This is a genomic window from Herpetosiphon giganteus (assembly GCF_016907925.1).
In the GTDB taxonomy this organism is placed as follows: Bacteria; Chloroflexota; Chloroflexia; order Chloroflexales; family Herpetosiphonaceae; genus Herpetosiphon; species Herpetosiphon giganteus.
This window is the reverse complement of record NZ_JAFBCZ010000006.1, coordinates 31,087-47,984: the sequence shown is the minus strand read 5'-3', so window position 1 is coordinate 47,984 and position 16,898 is coordinate 31,087. Positions and strand designations below refer to the sequence as shown.

Sequence of the window (16,898 nt, the reverse complement as noted above, 5' to 3'; positions counted from 1 at the left end):
GTGGTTAATATAACTTTCTAATTTTTGACTTTTGACGTTACTTCATCCTTCACTTCTCTGCGCCTCTGCGTTAAAATCCCAGCCCCCGATCCCTGCCCCCCGATCCCCAACTCCTAGCGTATTCGCGGGCGAACTGGCAAATTTGCGCGCAAGGTATGCACCCATTGCACCACCTCGCGCAAATGCTCGGTCTCAAGCAGCGGCTCCAGCATCAAATGGCGCTCAGCCAGCCCAGCCAAATCAAAAAACCAATACACACTCATGAGCGGATTAATATCGAGCTTGCTACCTGCGGTTTTACTCGTCAAATGATAATCGCCAAAATAGCCCTCGACCGCCGAGATAATCGAGCTATTGATCACACTGGGGTCTTGGTAAATTCGAGATTGCGCCCAGTGCACTGCCGCCGCGTAGGCTTGATAAACCGGCATTTGCTTGATCAAACTGCACGTTCCAAGCAGCACTTCGGCCTCAGCCAGCCTAGCAATATTTTGAAAAATATGGGGATAGTGCATATCGCGTTCAGCGCCCAAGCCAATGCAGGCCACAATTTTGGTTGGCACTTCATGTAATTGGTTAACCGCCGCCAACGAGATTGAATCTTCGACCAAGGTGCCAATTTCGGCCTCATCGCCTTGCACCAAGGCATCAACTCCGCCATCGACCAAGATGATCGCATCGATTGCTAAATGCTGCACCAAGCGCCGATAACTATCCAAGAGGGGCTGCACGCCACTGCGCAAAAACGACCAAACCGTCAATCGCTCGCCATAGGTTTGGCGAAACCACTCGGCCAAATACAGCTCAGGAAAGTAGATAAATGGGCTATGGCGCTGGAACAAAGCGACTTGAGTGGCATCAATTGGGCTATGCTTAGGCACAAATTCAGGGTCGTGGGGCAAACTAGGCACCCCATAAAGCGTATCGCCAAGATATTCGAGATTGGTGGCGGCCTCAAGGTCGCTGAAGCTAAAGTTGGCCAGATGGACATTAAAGCCTTGCGCGCGCAATTGGAGGAAGATCGGCAAGCCACAGAAAATATCAAAGCCACCGCCCATACCAGCGATTAAAATCGAGCGCCGGCCTTGTAATTGTTCAAGAATTGGCAAATTAAGCTGCATAGTCAACCTCTCCCAATGGCAAAAAGCCGCACTCTGCAAACAGAGTACGGCATGGCGAAAAAGAGCAATGAAGCGTGAAGAATCGCCTAATCGGCTGAGCGCTGCATAATAACGTAGAGCAATTCTAGCAGCACATTCTTAACCGAATCCTTTTGGGTTGCCACACAGGGAACAATTTTAACATGGGCTGGCAACCGCAAGGCGAGCCGCAATTCATCAGGTGCCCAAGCATTTTCGTGGTCTTGTTTGTTGGCGGCGACGACATAAGGCGCATCACGTTGCGAAGTGAAGAAATCGATAATCCGATTTGTTTCGCGGAACGTTTCAGGCCGGGTGCTATCGACCAACACAATCAAGCCGAGCATCCCCTCGGACAAGATTTCCCACATAAAGTCGAAGCGTTTTTGGCCGGGTGTGCCGAACAAGTGCAACACCAAATCATCACTGATGGTAATGCGGCCAAAGTCCATTGCAACGGTGGTTTCGCCCTTGAGCAGTTTGGTATCGTCGGAGGCCTTCCGTTCGGTCGAAACCACCTCGATTTCACTAATGGCACGAATGAACTGTGTTTTACCAGCGTTAACCGCGCCACTGATAACCATTTTGACAGTCTGCATACGTCCTCCTAAGACGGAGCTAGGTTGCCGGTGGGAGTGTGGGAGTGTTCCAGCGCAGCGCCGCCTTTCTACATTCCCCTAATACGATTGATGATCCGTGAGACGAGGCTGCGTTTTGGTGCTCCTGCAGCGGCACCAGCACCAGCGCGTCCCGTCGCTGGGACAGGAGGGCGAGGTCGGGTTACCTCAACCAAGCCTGCCGAAATGAAGCCGTATACAATGCGGCTCACATCAAATTCACTCAGACCAGTCCGACTAATCACTTCTTTGATCGAATCTTTGCCGTTGATCCGGGCAAAAATCCGCCATTCATCGGGCGTTAAGTTGATACTTTTAGCCTTTTCGAGTGGCTGATCGACAAAGCGTGCGATCATATCGGTATTGGGAATATGATCCTTGATGCGGCCCCATTCATCGACGCGGCGTACACCCTCCATAATGAGGTTTTCCACCCCAAGCGGTACCGGCGATTGGACATCATCACGGTCGAGCTTTACCCCGGCATTGAAGCAAAACTCACCATCGGGCCAGCCAAACAGACTGTACACCGTCTCTTCTATGTGGGTTTGGATGTGGCGTTGCAGGTCTTCGCGCGTGATAAGATCGTGCTCGACCAGCACCGTTCCAAGCGATTGGTTGCCATCAGTTTGCTGCAGTTGCACCGCCTGCTGCACTTGTTGCGGCGTGAGTTTCCCCGTGCGCTGCAACATCTCGCCGAGCGATTCGCGTTCTTGCGCTTGCGCGGCGTAGAGCAGTTTTCCCTTTTCAAAGTAGAGCGTTGCTGCGGCACTTTGACGGTTCAGTTGTAAACTGCCAGTTTTGTACCCGCGATCGATCAGATAAAGAAAATCAGCGAGTGCAAAGTCGCGCAAATTACCAACAAGAGCCATACAGATGCCCTCACTCTGGATGTACGATGTTAGGACGTAAGTGCAGGCCGAATATCGACCGCAATGGGCTGCGTTTCAATCGTTTGTCCATCGGCGGCCAAGACCCGCGCCAGGGCAGCGATTGCTACCTCAAGCATGGCATCATCTGGTTCGCGGGTGGTCAAGCGTTGCAGCGCCAGTGCTGGTGTCATTAAACCACGCACAATCGGGTTTGTTGCTTTGCTTGCCGTAAGCCGCATCAGCTCGTAGGCAAGCGCCGCCACAAATGGCACTAGGATGATTCGGCTTAGCAAGCGTAGCCAAAAGGGAAACGTGCCAAGCAATGCAAATACAGGAATGCTGAGCACCACCACAATGAGCAATAAGGTTGTGCCACAGCGCGGGTGGATGGTTGTAAAGGGCCGAACGTGCTCAACGGTCAATGGCAGGCCAGCTTCATAGGCCGATACGGCTTTATGCTCAGCCCCATGATACCCGAAAACCCGCCGAATTTCTGCGGTGCGCCCGACCAAGATCAGGTAGCCAACAAAAATCAGCAAGCGCGTTATACCTTCGATTGTTTCGCGACTATAGATGCCAAGCTTGGCCCAACTGGCGATACCCGAAGCAACCAGCAATGGCAACACAAAAAACAACGCAATCGAAATCCCGACTGAGGTTGCGACCAACAGTGCGGTTTGGCCTTTACTCAAGGGTTGCTCTGCTTGATCCTCGGTCACACTGGCCGAAAACATCAAAGCCCACATCCCAATTACCAAAGCATCGCCCAAAAGCTGAATGCCACGCAGCAGCGGAAGCCGACTCCAAAAAACCCGCCGCGCTAAGTTTAATTCACGGTCACGAATGACGATTTGGCCAGAAGGTGAACGGACAGCGACACTAGCCCGGTGTAAACCGCGCATCATTACGCCTTCCATTACTGCTTGTCCACCATACGGAAACCGTTCAGCCATAGCGTTCACCAGAATATGAGGATGGTTTGGTCTGTGTATCGTACCACTAGCCCTTGTCGTTTGACAAGAGGGCAGCCTAGTTATTTTCGTTGCGATCGCTGGGCAACGAGCCACGGGCTTGCCGCCGCGCCAATGATTTGGCCCCAGCTTTGACCCCTGCCAACAAGCTAGCGGCCTTGATCACTGGTGAAACAACGCCTTCAGCCACATACGAGGCTGTTTGCTTGGCGGTTGTGGTCGTAACCTTGGCATTTTCGGTAATATCTTTGACCCGTTCCAACACGTCGTCGACCTTGGGCGAGATCTTTTCCTTGGCCAAGTTGCGCAACTCGTTGACCATCACCACCAACACGCCCACCAAAACAATCATCAAGGTGACCGAGAAGAGTTGGAAAATTGCCAAGAGGATAATCGCAAGATCACGGGCCTCATTCAGCCAGCCCTGTGATATCAACAAAATCGGCAGACCAATCCCAAGAACAAGGAGGACGATGCCCCCGATAATGGCAAACTTCTTCAAGCAATCCTCCAGCGTACCGACACGACCAATCAAAACGTCGAAAGGTACATTTAATGCTTTACAGAGAGGGATTTGATCGCGGCGATTATAGCATATTGCCTTGAAATATGCCACACTTTCACCACAGGAATATTGTCGCCTTTTTTGCCTTCGTAGGGGTTAAACGCGCAGTCGCGTTGCTAGGATTAACATAATCCACGCGGCAATGGTCGATTCGACCAAAGGTACTCCTGCTGGCACTGGCCCAGCCCCAATAAAATGCAAGTTAAAGGCATAGCTCATCAGGCAGCCAATCAGCGCTGTGCCCAAAAAAAGTGGCAAATGTCGCCAACGCTGCCCCCAAAAGAGATGCGCCAAGGCTCCGTAAACGCTGGCGAGCAGCGCAATAATCAATGCTGCTGGCTCTAGCTCATTCACGAATAGCGCTCCGTACTGATCCGACCACCACCAAAGACCCGATCATCGCGATAGAGCACAGCGGCTTGGCCTGGAGTCACCGAACGTTGTGGTTGGTCATAGCGAATGTGCAGCGTGCCGTTGTCGCGGGGGGTAATTGTGGCTGGCACTGCATCGCCATGGGCGCGGATTTGCACCGCATAGGTTCCGGCTTCGATCTGGCCATAGACGCTGCGTACATCGTCAATCACAAAATCACGGCATTCTAGTTCATCAGCGTCACCAACGATGAGCAAGTTGCGTACCGTGTCGATTTCGATCACAAACAACGGCGAGCCAGCTGCAATGCCCAAGCCTTTGCGCTGGCCAATCGTATATTGTGGCAAGCCTTTATGATTGCCCAGCACATCACCACGCCGATTGACAATTGGGCCTGGGCGCATAATTTCTGGGCGTTCTTCGTTTAAGAAGCGTCGATAGTTGTTATCGGGAATAAAACAAATATCCATGCTTTCTGGCTTGTCGGCAGTTACTAAGCCGCGTTCACGGGCCATTTGGCGCACTTCGGGCTTGGTAAAACCACCAAGCGGAAAGTGCAAGCGCGCCAGTTCGCGTTGGCCAAGCATATACAGCACATACGATTGATCTTTGTTAATATCCACGCCGCGGCGCAAATCGTAGGGCTGCTCGCCGCCGCCAGTAATATGCACAAAGTGGCCAGTTGCTAAGCCATCGAAGCCCAATAATTCGGCCCGTTCGAGCAGCACCCGAAATTTGAGGTCGCGGTTGCAGGCCAAGCACGGGTTGGGCGTGGCTCCGCTCGAATATTCACGCAAGAAGTAATCAATCACATGCTTGCGAAAATCTTTTTGATAATTAAACACATAGTAGGGAATGTCGTATTGGGCACAGACACGCCGCGCTCCTGCCGTCATTTCGACCGAGCAACATTGACTTTCCATGATCCCGTTATCATCGCCTTCCCACAGGTGCATGGTTACGCCAGTCACATCGTGACCTTGTTCTTTGAGCAATACTGCGGTCAGCGAGCTATCCACGCCGCCACTCATGGCGACCATAATCTTTGCCATAATTCCTAATCCTAGGTTGTTGAGCACTAAAGATGATTAACGCGCCGGAAATGCATGGCGCGTCGTAGCTGCCAAAATCATACCACGATTTCTGGTTGCGCTCGATGCTGCGCCGAATTTAAGGCCTTTTTCGTGGTACGATTTTCCTATTACCAACGGAGGACGATCCATGTTACGGGAAATTAGCATCAAAGCCAAACATGATCAGGCGACTTTGGCCAAAGGTGTTGAAACACAATCGGTTTTTCGGCTCGAAGGCAACTGGTATTTTGATCAAGCAGTTGTTGATATGCATAATTTACGGGTGACCGAGCGCACCTATGTTTGCCCTCACAAAGGCACATGCTTTTGGATTGATTTGGTGACTGATAACGGCACCATCGCTGATGTGGCCTGGATGTATACCATCGTCAAGCCCAATTACGAACATATAAAAGATAAAATTGCCTTTTATGGCGGCACACGTCACGCCACAACCGAAGCATAAGCGGTACAATCGACGCTGCATCAAGCAATGATGCAGCGTCTTTTTTTGTGCAAAGGAGCATGCTGTGAGTGGTTTCGTTACAACCGAGCAAATTGGCGCGATCTTTCGGATTACGATCAATCGGCCTGAGAAGCGTAATGCAATTAGTTGGCAAGTTGGCAAGGATTTACGCGCGGCGATCGATCAGGCAGCCAGCGCTGCGGGCGTGCGCGTCGTCGTCTTGAGCGGCGCAGGCCCAGTTTTTTCAGCAGGCATCGATCTTGGCGATTTGCTTGATCTGCCCAATCGCTATGGCGAGAATTGGTTGCGCCAAATGCGCACAATCACCGACGATTGGCAGGCCTTGACAACCCGCATCGAGCGCCTAGAAATTCCCACGATCGCCGTTTTGCATGGCATGTGCCTTGGCTTGGGCTTAGAAATTGCCTTGGCCTGCGATTTTCGAATTGCGGCCAATGGCACCAAGTTGGCCTTGCCAGAAACCCGCTTGGGCATTGTGCCCGATGTTGGTGGTACAACCCGCCTGACGCGCTTGGTTGGGGTTGGCCGCGCCAAAGAGCTGATTATGACCGGACGCACGTTTAGCGCCGCCGATGCTGAGCGCTGGGGCATTGTCAATCAAGTGGCTGATGCAGGCAGTTTAGATGAAGTTGTGCAGGCGTTTGCTGATGAGCTGATTCTGGCAGCACCGTTGGCCGTCGGCATGGCCAAACGGGTCATTGATGGTTTGTTTGATGTTGACCGTGGCTTGATGCTCGAAGGCTGGGCGCAGAGCCAATTAATTCGCACTGCCGACTTTAGCGAGGGCGTACAAGCGGCCATCGCGCGTCGCGCCGCCGAATTCAAGGGCGAGTAACGAAGGGGCTAGGGGGCAGGGGTTAGCAGTCAGGGAAAAGGTCATTATTCCTAACGCAGAGGCGCAGAGGAACAAAGGGCTAGGATTCAGGAATCAGGGACTAGGGGTCAGGGGCTAGCAGTCAGAAGTTATTTTAACCACGAAGAACACGAAGATCGCGAAGACTGCGTATGCCAAAGTCCTGACATCTGGCCCCTGACTCCTTGCTCCTCATCTTTCTCTGCACCGCTGGGTTAAAAATCCAATGCCTGCTAAGAGATCTGACCCCTAACCCCCAACTACTGACCCCTCGCCTACGAACTATACTTCTTCTGGCGCTTCTGAAACTCGGCTTCGCTCAGGCCAAGGCTACGGGCGGCGGCCTTCAGGTCGTCGTCGTGTTGCACGAGGGCTTCTTGCAACGCCAAGCGTTCAACATCGGCCAAGAGTTCGTCGAGCGTCGATTGCTCGCGCAAACGGGCGGCAATATCAACTTGCAAGGCCGAGCGCGACGAAGGCACCAACGACATGTGCTCGCTGGTAATGACATTGCCGCGTGACAAAATCACCGCTCGCTCAATTTCGTGCTCAAGCTGGCGCACATTGCCTGGCCAATCGTAGTTGTTCAGCCGCTGCATAGCTTCTTCGGAGATGCGGGCTGGTGGCGACGATGGCGAGTAGCGATATTTATCCAAGAAAAATTCGGCCAGCAAGGGAATATCGCCAGTGCGTTGGCGCAACGCAGGCAGATACAAGGTAATCACATTCAAGCGATAGTACAAATCTTCGCGGAAAGTGCCAGCCCGCACTTCAGCCTCAAGATCGCGGTTGGTCGCAGCAATCACCCGTACATCAACCCGCACGGTGGTCGTGCCGCCGACCCGCTCGAACTCGCGCTCTTGCAAAATGCGCAGCAACTTCTTCTGGGTGGCAAGGGTCATTTCGCCAATTTCATCCAAGAAGATCGTGCCTTTATGGGCTAATTCAAAGCGGCCCTTGCGCTGCGCCATTGCGCCAGTAAACGCGCCTTTTTCGTGGCCAAACAATTCGCTTTCGAGCAGCGATTCGGGCAAGGCAGCACAATTGACTTTGATCAGCGGCCCGTTGCGGCGTGCAGAATTAACGTGGATCAAGTTGGCCAGCACTTCCTTGCCAGTGCCAGTTTCACCAGTAATCAGCACGGTTGCATCGGTGTGGGCCACCCGCCCAATTTGTTTATAGATTTCCTGCATGGCTGGGCTATTGCCAATCATTTTGTCGCGTGGATCAAAGCTTTTGGCTTCGAGTTCACGCACTTTTGAGGCAAGTTGCTGATGGTCAAACAAGCGCTTGACGACCAAGGTCACTTCTTCAACATCAAATGGCTTGATCACATAATCGTATGCGCCAATTTGAATTGCCCGAATTGCCGTTGATGACGTGCCATGGGCGGTCATCATAATAACTGGGGTGGTAATGCCATTTTTGCGCAATTGCTCAAGCACGGTCAAGCCATCTTGGCCAGGCATACGCACATCCATAATCAACAGATCATAGGGATGTTTTTTGGTCATTTTGGCCAAAACTTCGCCGCCATGCTCGGCTGGCTCTGTCAGATAGCCCTCTTCATCAAAGACCTCGCACAAGAGGCCACGAATCCCAGGATCGTCATCAGCAATTAAGATATGCCGTTGTTCTGATGCTTTGGTCACACCGACCCTCCTTAAAGGCCATTATTCAGCAGGACGGCGTTCGATCCGCGCCCCAAGCGCAGCCAGCCGTTGTTCAATTCGTTGGTAGCCCCGATCAATTTGGGCAATATTCGAAATAATGCTTGTCCCTTTGGCGCACAATGCAGCAATCACCAAGGCCATACCCGCGCGAATATCGGGGCTGGTCAGGCGTTCGCCAAAGAGTTTGGCTGGCCCAACCACCACCGCTCGATGCGGATCGCACAAAATAACCCGTGCGCCCATGCTCAGCAGTTTATCAACAAAGAATAAGCGTCCATCAAACATTTTTTCGTGAATCAGCACCGTGCCTTGGGCTTGGGTCGCAATCACCAAAGCAATGCTCATCAGATCTGGTGGAAAGCCAGGCCATGGCATATCGTCGATTTTGGGCACAACCCCATGCAAATCGTCGCGCACGCGCAATTCTTGATCGCCAGGAATCACAATATCTGGGCCTTCATCCTGCCAGGTTACGCCCAAACGCCCAAACATAATCCGCGTCATGCGGTGTTCTTCAGGCCGAGCGTTGGCGATGCGAATGTTGCTGCCAGTCACGGCGGCCAACCCGATGAACGAGCCAACCTCCATAAAGTCGGGGCCGAGCGTATATTCGGTGCCATTGAGCCGCGAAACGCCTTGAATTTGCAAGGTATTGGTGCCGATGCCAGTGATTTTTGCGCCCATGGCAAACAAACAGCGACACAAATCTTGGACGTGTGGTTCGGATGCGGCGTTGACAATTGTGGTCGTGCCATTAGCCAAAACAGCAGCCATAATCGCCTGTTCAGTGCCAGTAACGCTCATTTCATCAAGGAAAATATCGGTGCCAACAAGGCCATTGGTTTGCAATTCGTAGGCTTGTTTGGTCACTTCAACTTCAGCACCCAAGGCAACCAAGGCCAAGAAGTGCGTATCCAAGCGCCGATGGCCAATCGAGTCGCCACCTGGTCGGGCCAATACTGCGCGTCCAGTGCGCACCAACAACGGCCCAGCCAGCAAAATCGAGGTTCGAATCCGGCGCGCCAGCGCAATATCTGGCTCGGAGGTATTGATCGTGGCGGCGTGCACCCGCAACACATTATCTTCCAGCCAGCTGCATTCGATACCTAAGGATTGTAATAACTGAACTTTGACCCGCACATCGGCAATATCGGGCATATTGCGCAAAATAACTGGTTGGTCGCTGAGCAAACAGGCTGCCAATAATGGCAAGGCGGCATTTTTGTTTCCGGCAGGTGTAATTGTCCCGCTCAGGCGATGACCGCCTTCAATGACAAAGGTTTCCACGAATGATAATCCTCAATGTGATTAAGCAGCAGAATTGGACTGATCGTTTGACTCTGCTGGTTGGTGTACCTGTTTGGGTTTGCGCTTGAAACGGCCTCGAATTGCCTTAAACCAATTTTTGGGGTTCAGCAAGCTGCCGAGCCGTTGGCGCAAACCAGGTTTCGCCGCTGAAGTAGGATCATTATCGGCTGATTTACGATTGCCAATGAGCGCCTTTGCCCGTTGTCGCCCTTCTTCTAAAGCCGTTTTGACCAAGCTTTGTAATTCGGCTTTGCTGATCAGTTCGCCACGTTCGTACCAACGCCACGCAGCAATGCCAGTCACAAACGTGCCTGCGTAGGCTACCGCAACTTTGGGTAATAAGCCAATGCCCGGAATCAAGCCCACCAATTGACGCGCAAGTTGTCGCCAGAGAAAACCACCGCCAACGACTGGCAGCAGTTCGCGAATCATGGCGCTGAAATCTCCTTCAGCACCCATCGCCAACGCCACCCGATACGCCAAAAGGGCCTGATTTTTGGTCAGCACCAACATATCGGCGGCATTTAATGGCAAGTTTAATACAGGAATCATTTCAGGCAAGCCCGACGTAAAAGCAAATGTGGCATTGCTCAGCGCAACACTGCTCAGCAGGCTATTGGTTACTTCGCTGCGCAAGCCCGGGTAGCGCCGCGCGGCGGCAATATGCAACGATTCAGGCAAGAGTTCGAGCACAGCTTTGGCCAGTGCTTTGCGTTGGCTCGCCGGATCTGCTTGCGGATCGAGCAACACCGCCGGTGAGGCTTGCAAATCTGCTTGGTGCGTGCTCTCGGAGCTTTTGGGCAAATCCGTGCCCCAAACCGCAATCAACAGCGGAATCGGCAGAATTGCCAATTTTTCGTAGGCCAGAAATTCGTCGTAGCTCAAGGCTTGGCTGGCATCAAGCGTTAAGAGCACCAAATCGACCCGATTGAGGTCGACTGCTTGATCACGGCCTAGCGGTAAATCGATAATGCTGACTTGGGGAGTGCGGGCTGGAAAGCGTTGCGCGCCAAGCGTCAACAACCGCATAATCAAATCGCGCCCGAAGGTAGCATGGCCCAGCAGCGCAATCCGACACGGCAGATCAGCTTGATCGCGAATATCGCGCACATCGATTTCTTTGATGGTTGACCAAATGTTGGTGACATCGCTGAAGCGGCTCACACATCCTCCTCGGCATATGAATGTACTGCATTATAACATAGGCACTTTTAGGCTACTCAGACACATATGAGCGAGCCTGCTAGTTTAGCATAATTTAGGCCAACAATAAAGGATGAATTATGAAGAATGAAGAGCGAGGGATCAGGGGCTAGGTTTCAGGTGTCAGAGGTCAAAAGTCAAAAGTCAGAGGTCAAAAGTCAGAGGTCAGAGGTCAAAAGTCAGAGGTCAAAAGTCAATAGCCCAATCACAATAATCTGTGGCAAAAATAGCCTTCGCGTTCTTCGTGGTTTCCATCCTTCGTGCGCTGCGTGTCCTTCGTGGATCAGCATTTAACGTAGCGGCGCAGAGAAAAGTTAGAAGGATGAGGGATGAATTATGAGCGATGAAATGTGGCGGAATTCATATAGTACCCAACAATCTTCCGATAGCCAATAGCCAAAAGCCACAGCTCCTTCGCGTTCTTCGTGCTCTTCGCGGTTTCCATCCTACCTAGCCCCTGACCACTCACTCCTGACCCCTCGCCCTCAAATATGCTATGATTGCCAATCATTCAAGGGAGTTTTTGGTATGCTGAGTCATGAACAGCTTGAAACGGAAAACGCCAGCCTTAAACGCGAAGTTGAGTTATTGCGTCATCAACTGGCTACTCAACCTGCCGAGCCGCTTTTTCAAAGCTTGCTTGAAGCCGCACCTGATGGCGTAGTCATTGTGAATGCCCACGGCGTGATTGTGGTGGTCAATGCCCAAGCCGAGGCCATATTCGGCTATGAGCGCGAATCGATGATCGGCCAGCCAATTGAAATATTGATTCCCGAGCGCGTACGCGGCGTTCACGTCGCCTACCGCAGCAATTACACGCAAGAGCCACGCACTCGCCCGATGGGCATTGGCAGCGATCTCTTGGCGCGCCGCAGCGATGGCAGCGAATTTTACACCGAAATTAGCCTTAGCCCATTGAAAACGACTGAGCAATTATTAATTATTGCCGTCGTGCGCGATGTGACCGAGCAAAAGAAACTGGCCAAAGAGCACGAACATCGCTTGACCCAGCGTGTCAGTGCCGCCGAAGCAGCCTTGTTGCAAGGCGCACGCTTGGCAGCGGTTGGCCAGCTTTCAGCATCGATCGCCCATGAAATTAATAATCCGCTATATGCGGCGCGCAATGCCTTGCTCTTGCTGGAAGAAGACTTGCCCGACGATTTGCGCGAATCGCCAATTATGCAATTAGCTCGCGATCAATTGACCAGAATTGCTGGGATTATTGAGCGTATGCGCGATTTCTATCGGCCAATGCGCGGCGAGATGGCTCCAACCGATATTAATGAAATTATTGAAGAAACTTTGGCGTTGGCGGGCTTACACGCACGGCATAACAATACCGTAATCACCTTTACGCCCGACCCACAACTGCCAGCAGTAGTGTGCAATGCCGATCAATTACGTCAAGTATTTTTGAATTTGGTGCTGAATGCGCTTGAGGCGATGACCACTGGCGGCACATTAACCGTCACAACCGAGGCCGCCACAAGCTTTGCGACGATCGAAATTTGCGATACAGGAACCGGGATTCCTGATGATATTCGGGCGCATCTGTTTGAGCCATTTTTTACCAACAAACCCAATGGAACAGGCCTTGGTTTACCGATTAGTGCCCATATTGTGACCCAGCATGGCGGCCAAATCGAGGTTGACAGCACCGTTGGGGTTGGCTCGACCTTCCGTGTTGTGCTGCCCTACCAACCTAGCTAGGAGTATTCAATGAGTCAAGCTTCGATATTATTGGTTGATGATGAATTTCCGATTCGCGCCACACTTGGCGATTTGCTGCGCCGCCGCGGCTACGATGTGCAAACTGCCGATAGCGGCGAAGAAGCCCTCGACCGGATTGCCCAACGCCCATTTGATTTGTTTCTTTTGGATTTGCGCTTGCCTGGAGTCGATGGGATTACGGTTGCCCAACGGGTGCGCGAACGCTATCCTGATGCAGCAATTTTGATTTTGACCGGCCATGGTTCGCTAGATAGTGCGATCGAAGGCATTCACTTGGGCGTGTTCGACTATATGCTCAAAACCTCAAGCCCGCAAGATGTGCTGGCGCGGGTCAAAAGTGCGCTCGAAGCCCAATCAGAGCAACGGCATAAAAAGAGCTTAATGACGACCCTCCAAACGGTCGTTGGCGAGCTGGGCGGCAAGCAACAAGAACCAAGCGAACCAACCAGCCAACAGCCAGCAGGCGATCAATGGATTCGGGTTGGCGAGCTGGAAATTGGCCTGTGGCGGCAAATGGCTCGGCTCGGCGAGCAAACATTAAATCTTACGCCAACCGAATTTCGCTTGTTGAGCTGTTTGGCGCAGCAAGCAGGCTTGGTAATGAGCTACGCTAATTTGTTGCGTTGCGCGCAAGGCTACGAGGCTGAAAGCAGCGAAGCCGCCGAATTGCTCAAGCCACATATTTACCACTTGCGCCAAAAAATCGAGCCAGATCCATCGAACCCACGCTATATTTTGACCGTGCGCGGAACTGGCTATGTGTTGGCAGTCGAGCCGCCACAAAGCAAATAGCTTAAATACAAAGCGCCCAAGCGAACATACTTGGGCGCTGTTTTTTTATTGGCCAATTTGTGTAAGCACTGTTTCCTCGAATTTATCGCCAATAATGCTGCTTAGGGCATAGCTGGTCAGCAACGAATAAATCATCGAATTGCCACAGAGCACGCCGACAATTGCTGCTGGAGCAACATTCGAGAGCGTGACGTTAACTGGGCCAAGCGTCATGCCTTTGGGCGTGCCAGCGCCATGCTTGGGCGTATCGCCAAGATACGAACCAACTTGGGCCGCTAACAAAACTCGCGCTATCCCAAAAATAGGTTTCAACATACACAAATTCCTTCTAAATCAACAGAAATCGCTAGCATTGTGTGAGCAAATTGTGTACCGTGAAAGAGCATAGAACATAGCGAAATTATGAAGTATGAAGGATGAGGGATGAAGGATGAAAAGATAAGGAATGCTATTGGCTATTGGCTATTGGCTATCGGAACATTATTCATACAATTCGTGGAACTCGTGGCTAAAAAAATTAACTTCGCGTCCTTCGCGCGCTTCGTGGTTTCATCCCTTTGTGTGCCTTCGTGTCCTTCGTGGATCAATTTGCGCAAAGCCATGGGCTATGCTATACTCGGCAGTGGCTTGAAGGCTATGGGCTGTTAGCTCAGTTGGTTAGAGCGCGTCGTTCACACCGACGAGGTCACTGGTTCGAGTCCAGTACCGCCCACCAAACCCAACCACTCCTGTTTGCAGGGGTGGTTTTTTGTTGTGCTTAATCCATTTTGCATCCATTTGGCGGGCAATTATCTCAATCAAACGCCATTTTTCCGCCATTTAGCCGTGTCATCATACAACTGAGCGTTTCGTTTTAAGGAGCCACGGCTATGTACCTGCTATCGATCAATATGAGTGGACTGGCAATTGGATTCTTTTTTCTAATTGGAGTTGGAATCTTAATCCTCGGCATGAATATATGGCTATTAGTTTTGCTTGGCAGCATTCAAGCGATGCCGCGCAATCATGCCAAAGCTGCTTGGGGATTAATTACAATTAATTTGCTGGAGCCAATTATAACCAGCTGCTGGTTAGTTGCTATCACCTTAATTAAAGGTCATGATTTTTATCGATCGCTTTGGACTATTGCAGAAACTCTTTGGGGATGGGAATTTTTGACTGGATCATCAGGCCAAAGTAATGTTGAAATACTTCTCTATTGTTTAAAATTCTATTGGCCAATGCTCCTTTGTTTAGTGGTTGTGCCAATGCTTGGCTTGCTGAGCCGTAACCATACTACCAGTCAAACTGCCCGATTAAGCCTAAAATATGGTTTTTTGCGCATCTATGGGGTGTATATTGCCTTGATTGTGGTGCAAATGTCAATATATTTCCCAATTTTAATTGGCGCATTTGGCTTAAGCATCTATACCTATCGCAGCATGTATCAGCATGCCAAAACCATTTTGCAACACCCAATCCAAGCATTAACAATGCGCAACCAACAACTTGCGATTGGCTCAACGAATCCGGAAACAAGCCACATTGCAACCAATATCCATTAGAATGGTTGCTATATCGATTAATTGAGTAACAAGCATGGATTCTCTATCATTAGTTGGCTTGTTTATTGGAATATTCGGGCTGACGGTGTATGCTGGCATGCTTTTGCAGCGGGCGCTTAGGCTCTATCGCCAACGTGCCGATTTGCGCCGCGCCTTGTGGCCATTAATTGTGAATCTGGCTGAACCATTTATCAGCTTGCTCTACCTGATTCCTTGCCTGCTTTGGTGGGATTATGGCTATCTTGTGGGTTTGGTTGGGCGCAATTTTGCTGCTAGCTCAATTGTATTTGCCTACCATTGGCCAATGCAGATCTTGCTAGTTTTGGCCCCGCTCAGCCAAATCTTGGCCCAAACCAAACTAGTTGCTCGCACGGCGGGGTTGTGTTTTGCAACTGGCTTTGCACGAATGTCGATGCTCTGGCTGAGTTTCAATTATCTTGCTGGCGGTGCAATGGTCGTTTTGGCCCTACTGGTGAGCGCTGCTAGCTTTTGGCTGCTTGGGCGCTATCTGGTTTGGCTCGGCTTGCCCATACCACAACGGCCAATTGCAGTTACCATTGATGAACAGGGCTTGATATTAATTCAGCCAATTGCGCCAGCCGCGCCGTTGCCAGAGCCAAATCCCCAGCAAAACGCCGATTTGTGACGCATGCAAGGATAACAGGGGGGACAACATTAAGGACAAAGCGAGCGTAGAATGGTTACAGCTTGACAGTAACAACGCTGTACTGATTGCTCGAAAGGAACGAATATTATGGCTACATTTCGCACGATTACGCCTCAATCGATCGATGCCGCTACGACACTCGGCGTAACTACTTTGCGTGTCGCTGATGCTGGCCGCTCATTAGCATTTTATCGCGATTTACTTGGCTTTCACGTTTTAGAACAAACGGCCTCAACGATTGTTTTGGGTTCGCCCGATCACGTTGTGTTGCGCTTAGAGGTTGAAGCTGGCCTGAAACGCCACCCAAGCAATGTCACTGGCTTATACCATGCAGCAATTCTCTTGCCAACTCGGCTTGATTTGGCTTATATGGTGCAACGCTTGATTGCCGTGCGCTATCGCTTTGGCGCGTCGGATCATGCGGTCAGCGAAGCTTTGTACCTCGATGATCCCGATGGCAATGGCTTGGAAATCTATCGCGATCGCTCACGCAGCGAATGGCGCTGGGGAGCCAATGGCGAAGTTCATATGGTCACCGAATCGCTTGATCTGTATGGAGTTTTGGCCGAAATTACGCCCAATGCACCTGCTTGGGCAGGCATTCCTGCTGGCACAACGATTGGCCATATGCACTTACAAGTTGGCAATTTGCGCCAAGCAGAAGAATTCTATCACGGGGTTTTGGGCTTTGATATTGTGGCCCACTACCCGGGTGCGCTGTTCGTCAGCGCTGGCGGCTATCATCATCACTTGGGCTTGAATGTGTGGCAAAGCCAAAATGGCCCACAACAACCAAACGATGCAGCTGGCTTGGCGCATTTTGAGATTGTTATGGCCAACCAAGCAGCGCTTGATAGCGTGCGCCAACGCTTAGCAGCTGCCGACGTTACAGTGCAGGAGCAAGCAAACGGCTTGGTGGTGCTTGATCCATGGCAAACTGAATTGCGCTTTATCGTCGCTGCCTAAAATCAGGCTGGGGAACGATGGTCGCTGGTATGGGCTATGCTAAGCTATAGCCCATTTTTGTTTTA

Annotated in this window: 18 protein-coding genes and 1 tRNA gene; 8 read left to right on the top strand and 11 right to left on the bottom strand. The window is 51.4% G+C overall.

The window, feature by feature from the left end; all coding sequences use genetic code 11:
• Window positions 1-113: 113 nt before the first annotated feature.
• The 7 genes from JOD20_RS07155 to mnmA form a co-directional block, all read right to left on the bottom strand.
• Window positions 114-1,121: a DUF1152 domain-containing protein gene (locus JOD20_RS07155; protein ID WP_204754606.1), complete on the bottom strand. Its 1,008-nt coding sequence runs from the start codon at window positions 1,119-1,121 to the stop codon at window positions 114-116.
• A gap of 86 nt (window positions 1,122-1,207) precedes the next feature.
• Window positions 1,208-1,738: a GTP-binding protein gene (locus JOD20_RS07150; protein WP_054533430.1), complete on the bottom strand. Its 531-nt coding sequence runs from the start codon at window positions 1,736-1,738 to the stop codon at window positions 1,208-1,210.
• A gap of 68 nt (window positions 1,739-1,806) precedes the next feature.
• Window positions 1,807-2,628: a DUF4388 domain-containing protein gene (locus JOD20_RS07145; RefSeq protein ID WP_204754605.1), complete on the bottom strand. Its 822-nt coding sequence runs from the start codon at window positions 2,626-2,628 to the stop codon at window positions 1,807-1,809.
• A gap of 29 nt (window positions 2,629-2,657) precedes the next feature.
• Window positions 2,658-3,581 carry a DUF1385 domain-containing protein gene (locus tag JOD20_RS07140; protein ID WP_054533428.1) on the bottom strand — a complete coding sequence of 308 codons (924 nt, stop codon included), beginning with the start codon at window positions 3,579-3,581 and terminating at the stop codon, window positions 2,658-2,660.
• Window positions 3,582-3,657: 76 nt separating this feature from the next.
• On the bottom strand, window positions 3,658-4,101 hold the full coding sequence (locus JOD20_RS07135; RefSeq protein ID WP_054533427.1) for a hypothetical protein: 444 nt from the start codon (window positions 4,099-4,101) through the stop codon (window positions 3,658-3,660).
• A 159-nt stretch (window positions 4,102-4,260) separates the two neighbouring features.
• Complete coding sequence (locus JOD20_RS07130; protein WP_204754604.1) at window positions 4,261-4,518, bottom strand: hypothetical protein; 258 nt, start codon at window positions 4,516-4,518, stop codon at window positions 4,261-4,263.
• Entirely contained in the window at window positions 4,515-5,588 is a 1,074-nt protein-coding gene (gene mnmA, locus JOD20_RS07125; protein WP_204754603.1) for a tRNA 2-thiouridine(34) synthase MnmA, read from the bottom strand. Before mnmA ends, JOD20_RS07130 begins: the two co-directional genes overlap by 4 nt.
• Before the next feature lie 169 nt (window positions 5,589-5,757).
• Between mnmA and JOD20_RS07120 the strand changes: the two genes are divergently transcribed.
• Both JOD20_RS07120 and JOD20_RS07115 read left to right on the top strand, forming a co-directional pair.
• Complete coding sequence (locus tag JOD20_RS07120; protein ID WP_204754602.1) at window positions 5,758-6,075, top strand: DUF427 domain-containing protein; 318 nt, start codon at window positions 5,758-5,760, stop codon at window positions 6,073-6,075.
• Window positions 6,076-6,139: 64 nt separating this feature from the next.
• Window positions 6,140-6,931 carry an enoyl-CoA hydratase-related protein gene (locus JOD20_RS07115; RefSeq protein ID WP_204754601.1) on the top strand — a complete coding sequence of 264 codons (792 nt, stop codon included), beginning with the start codon at window positions 6,140-6,142 and terminating at the stop codon, window positions 6,929-6,931.
• A 293-nt stretch (window positions 6,932-7,224) separates the two neighbouring features.
• Here the strand turns inward: JOD20_RS07115 and JOD20_RS07110 are convergent, their stop codons facing one another.
• The 3 genes from JOD20_RS07110 to JOD20_RS07100 are packed head-to-tail and all read right to left on the bottom strand — an operon-like array spanning window position 7,225 to window position 11,094.
• Complete coding sequence (locus tag JOD20_RS07110; RefSeq protein WP_204754600.1) at window positions 7,225-8,601, bottom strand: sigma 54-interacting transcriptional regulator; 1,377 nt, start codon at window positions 8,599-8,601, stop codon at window positions 7,225-7,227.
• A 21-nt stretch (window positions 8,602-8,622) separates the two neighbouring features.
• Window positions 8,623-9,909, bottom strand: a complete 1,287-nt coding sequence (murA, locus tag JOD20_RS07105; protein WP_204754599.1) for a UDP-N-acetylglucosamine 1-carboxyvinyltransferase — start codon at window positions 9,907-9,909, stop codon at window positions 8,623-8,625.
• 21 nt (window positions 9,910-9,930) lie between these two features.
• A complete protein-coding gene (locus JOD20_RS07100) occupies window positions 9,931-11,094 on the bottom strand; it encodes a hypothetical protein (RefSeq protein ID WP_204754598.1) in 1,164 nt (387 codons plus the stop codon).
• Between the two features lie 567 nt (window positions 11,095-11,661).
• Between JOD20_RS07100 and JOD20_RS07095 the strand changes: the two genes are divergently transcribed.
• Together JOD20_RS07095 and JOD20_RS07090 are read left to right on the top strand one after the other, a co-directional pair.
• Entirely contained in the window at window positions 11,662-12,843 is a 1,182-nt protein-coding gene (locus JOD20_RS07095; RefSeq protein WP_204754597.1) for an ATP-binding protein, read from the top strand.
• Window positions 12,844-12,852: 9 nt separating this feature from the next.
• On the top strand, window positions 12,853-13,656 hold the full coding sequence (locus tag JOD20_RS07090; RefSeq protein WP_204754596.1) for a response regulator transcription factor: 804 nt from the start codon (window positions 12,853-12,855) through the stop codon (window positions 13,654-13,656).
• Between the two features lie 45 nt (window positions 13,657-13,701).
• Here the strand turns inward: JOD20_RS07090 and JOD20_RS07085 are convergent, their stop codons facing one another.
• Window positions 13,702-13,971, bottom strand: a complete 270-nt coding sequence (locus tag JOD20_RS07085; protein WP_204754595.1) for a hypothetical protein — start codon at window positions 13,969-13,971, stop codon at window positions 13,702-13,704.
• Window positions 13,972-14,294: 323 nt separating this feature from the next.
• On the opposite strand from JOD20_RS07085, the gene JOD20_RS07080 reads away from it, so the two are divergent.
• The 4 genes from JOD20_RS07080 (at window position 14,295) to JOD20_RS07065 (ending at window position 16,833) form a co-directional block, all read left to right on the top strand.
• Window positions 14,295-14,371, top strand: a tRNA-Val gene (locus JOD20_RS07080).
• Window positions 14,372-14,525: 154 nt separating this feature from the next.
• Window positions 14,526-15,200 carry a hypothetical protein gene (locus JOD20_RS07075; protein WP_204754594.1) on the top strand — a complete coding sequence of 225 codons (675 nt, stop codon included), beginning with the start codon at window positions 14,526-14,528 and terminating at the stop codon, window positions 15,198-15,200.
• A gap of 34 nt (window positions 15,201-15,234) precedes the next feature.
• Window positions 15,235-15,846: a hypothetical protein gene (locus tag JOD20_RS07070; RefSeq protein WP_204754593.1), complete on the top strand. Its 612-nt coding sequence runs from the start codon at window positions 15,235-15,237 to the stop codon at window positions 15,844-15,846.
• Between the two features lie 108 nt (window positions 15,847-15,954).
• On the top strand, window positions 15,955-16,833 hold the full coding sequence (locus tag JOD20_RS07065; protein WP_204754592.1) for a VOC family protein: 879 nt from the start codon (window positions 15,955-15,957) through the stop codon (window positions 16,831-16,833).
• Window positions 16,834-16,898 lie beyond the last annotated feature (65 nt).

Excerpts from the sequence above, each read along its gene's own strand:
- JOD20_RS07155 (WP_204754606.1), bottom strand. The coding sequence starts at position 1,121 with ATGCAGCTTAATTTGCCAATTCTTGAACAATTACAAGGCCGGCGCTCG.
- JOD20_RS07150 (WP_054533430.1), bottom strand. The coding sequence starts at position 1,738 with ATGCAGACTGTCAAAATGGTTATCAGTGGCGCGGTTAACGCTGGTAAA.
- JOD20_RS07145 (WP_204754605.1), bottom strand. The coding sequence starts at position 2,628 with ATGGCTCTTGTTGGTAATTTGCGCGACTTTGCACTCGCTGATTTTCTT.
- JOD20_RS07140 (WP_054533428.1), bottom strand. The coding sequence starts at position 3,581 with ATGGCTGAACGGTTTCCGTATGGTGGACAAGCAGTAATGGAAGGCGTA.
- mnmA (WP_204754603.1), bottom strand. The coding sequence starts at position 5,588 with ATGGCAAAGATTATGGTCGCCATGAGTGGCGGCGTGGATAGCTCGCTG.
- JOD20_RS07120 (WP_204754602.1), top strand. The coding sequence starts at position 5,758 with ATGTTACGGGAAATTAGCATCAAAGCCAAACATGATCAGGCGACTTTG.
- JOD20_RS07095 (WP_204754597.1), top strand. The coding sequence starts at position 11,662 with ATGCTGAGTCATGAACAGCTTGAAACGGAAAACGCCAGCCTTAAACGC.
- JOD20_RS07090 (WP_204754596.1), top strand. The coding sequence starts at position 12,853 with ATGAGTCAAGCTTCGATATTATTGGTTGATGATGAATTTCCGATTCGC.
- JOD20_RS07085 (WP_204754595.1), bottom strand. The coding sequence starts at position 13,971 with ATGTTGAAACCTATTTTTGGGATAGCGCGAGTTTTGTTAGCGGCCCAA.
- JOD20_RS07075 (WP_204754594.1), top strand. The coding sequence starts at position 14,526 with ATGTACCTGCTATCGATCAATATGAGTGGACTGGCAATTGGATTCTTT.
- JOD20_RS07070 (WP_204754593.1), top strand. The coding sequence starts at position 15,235 with ATGGATTCTCTATCATTAGTTGGCTTGTTTATTGGAATATTCGGGCTG.
- JOD20_RS07065 (WP_204754592.1), top strand. The coding sequence starts at position 15,955 with ATGGCTACATTTCGCACGATTACGCCTCAATCGATCGATGCCGCTACG.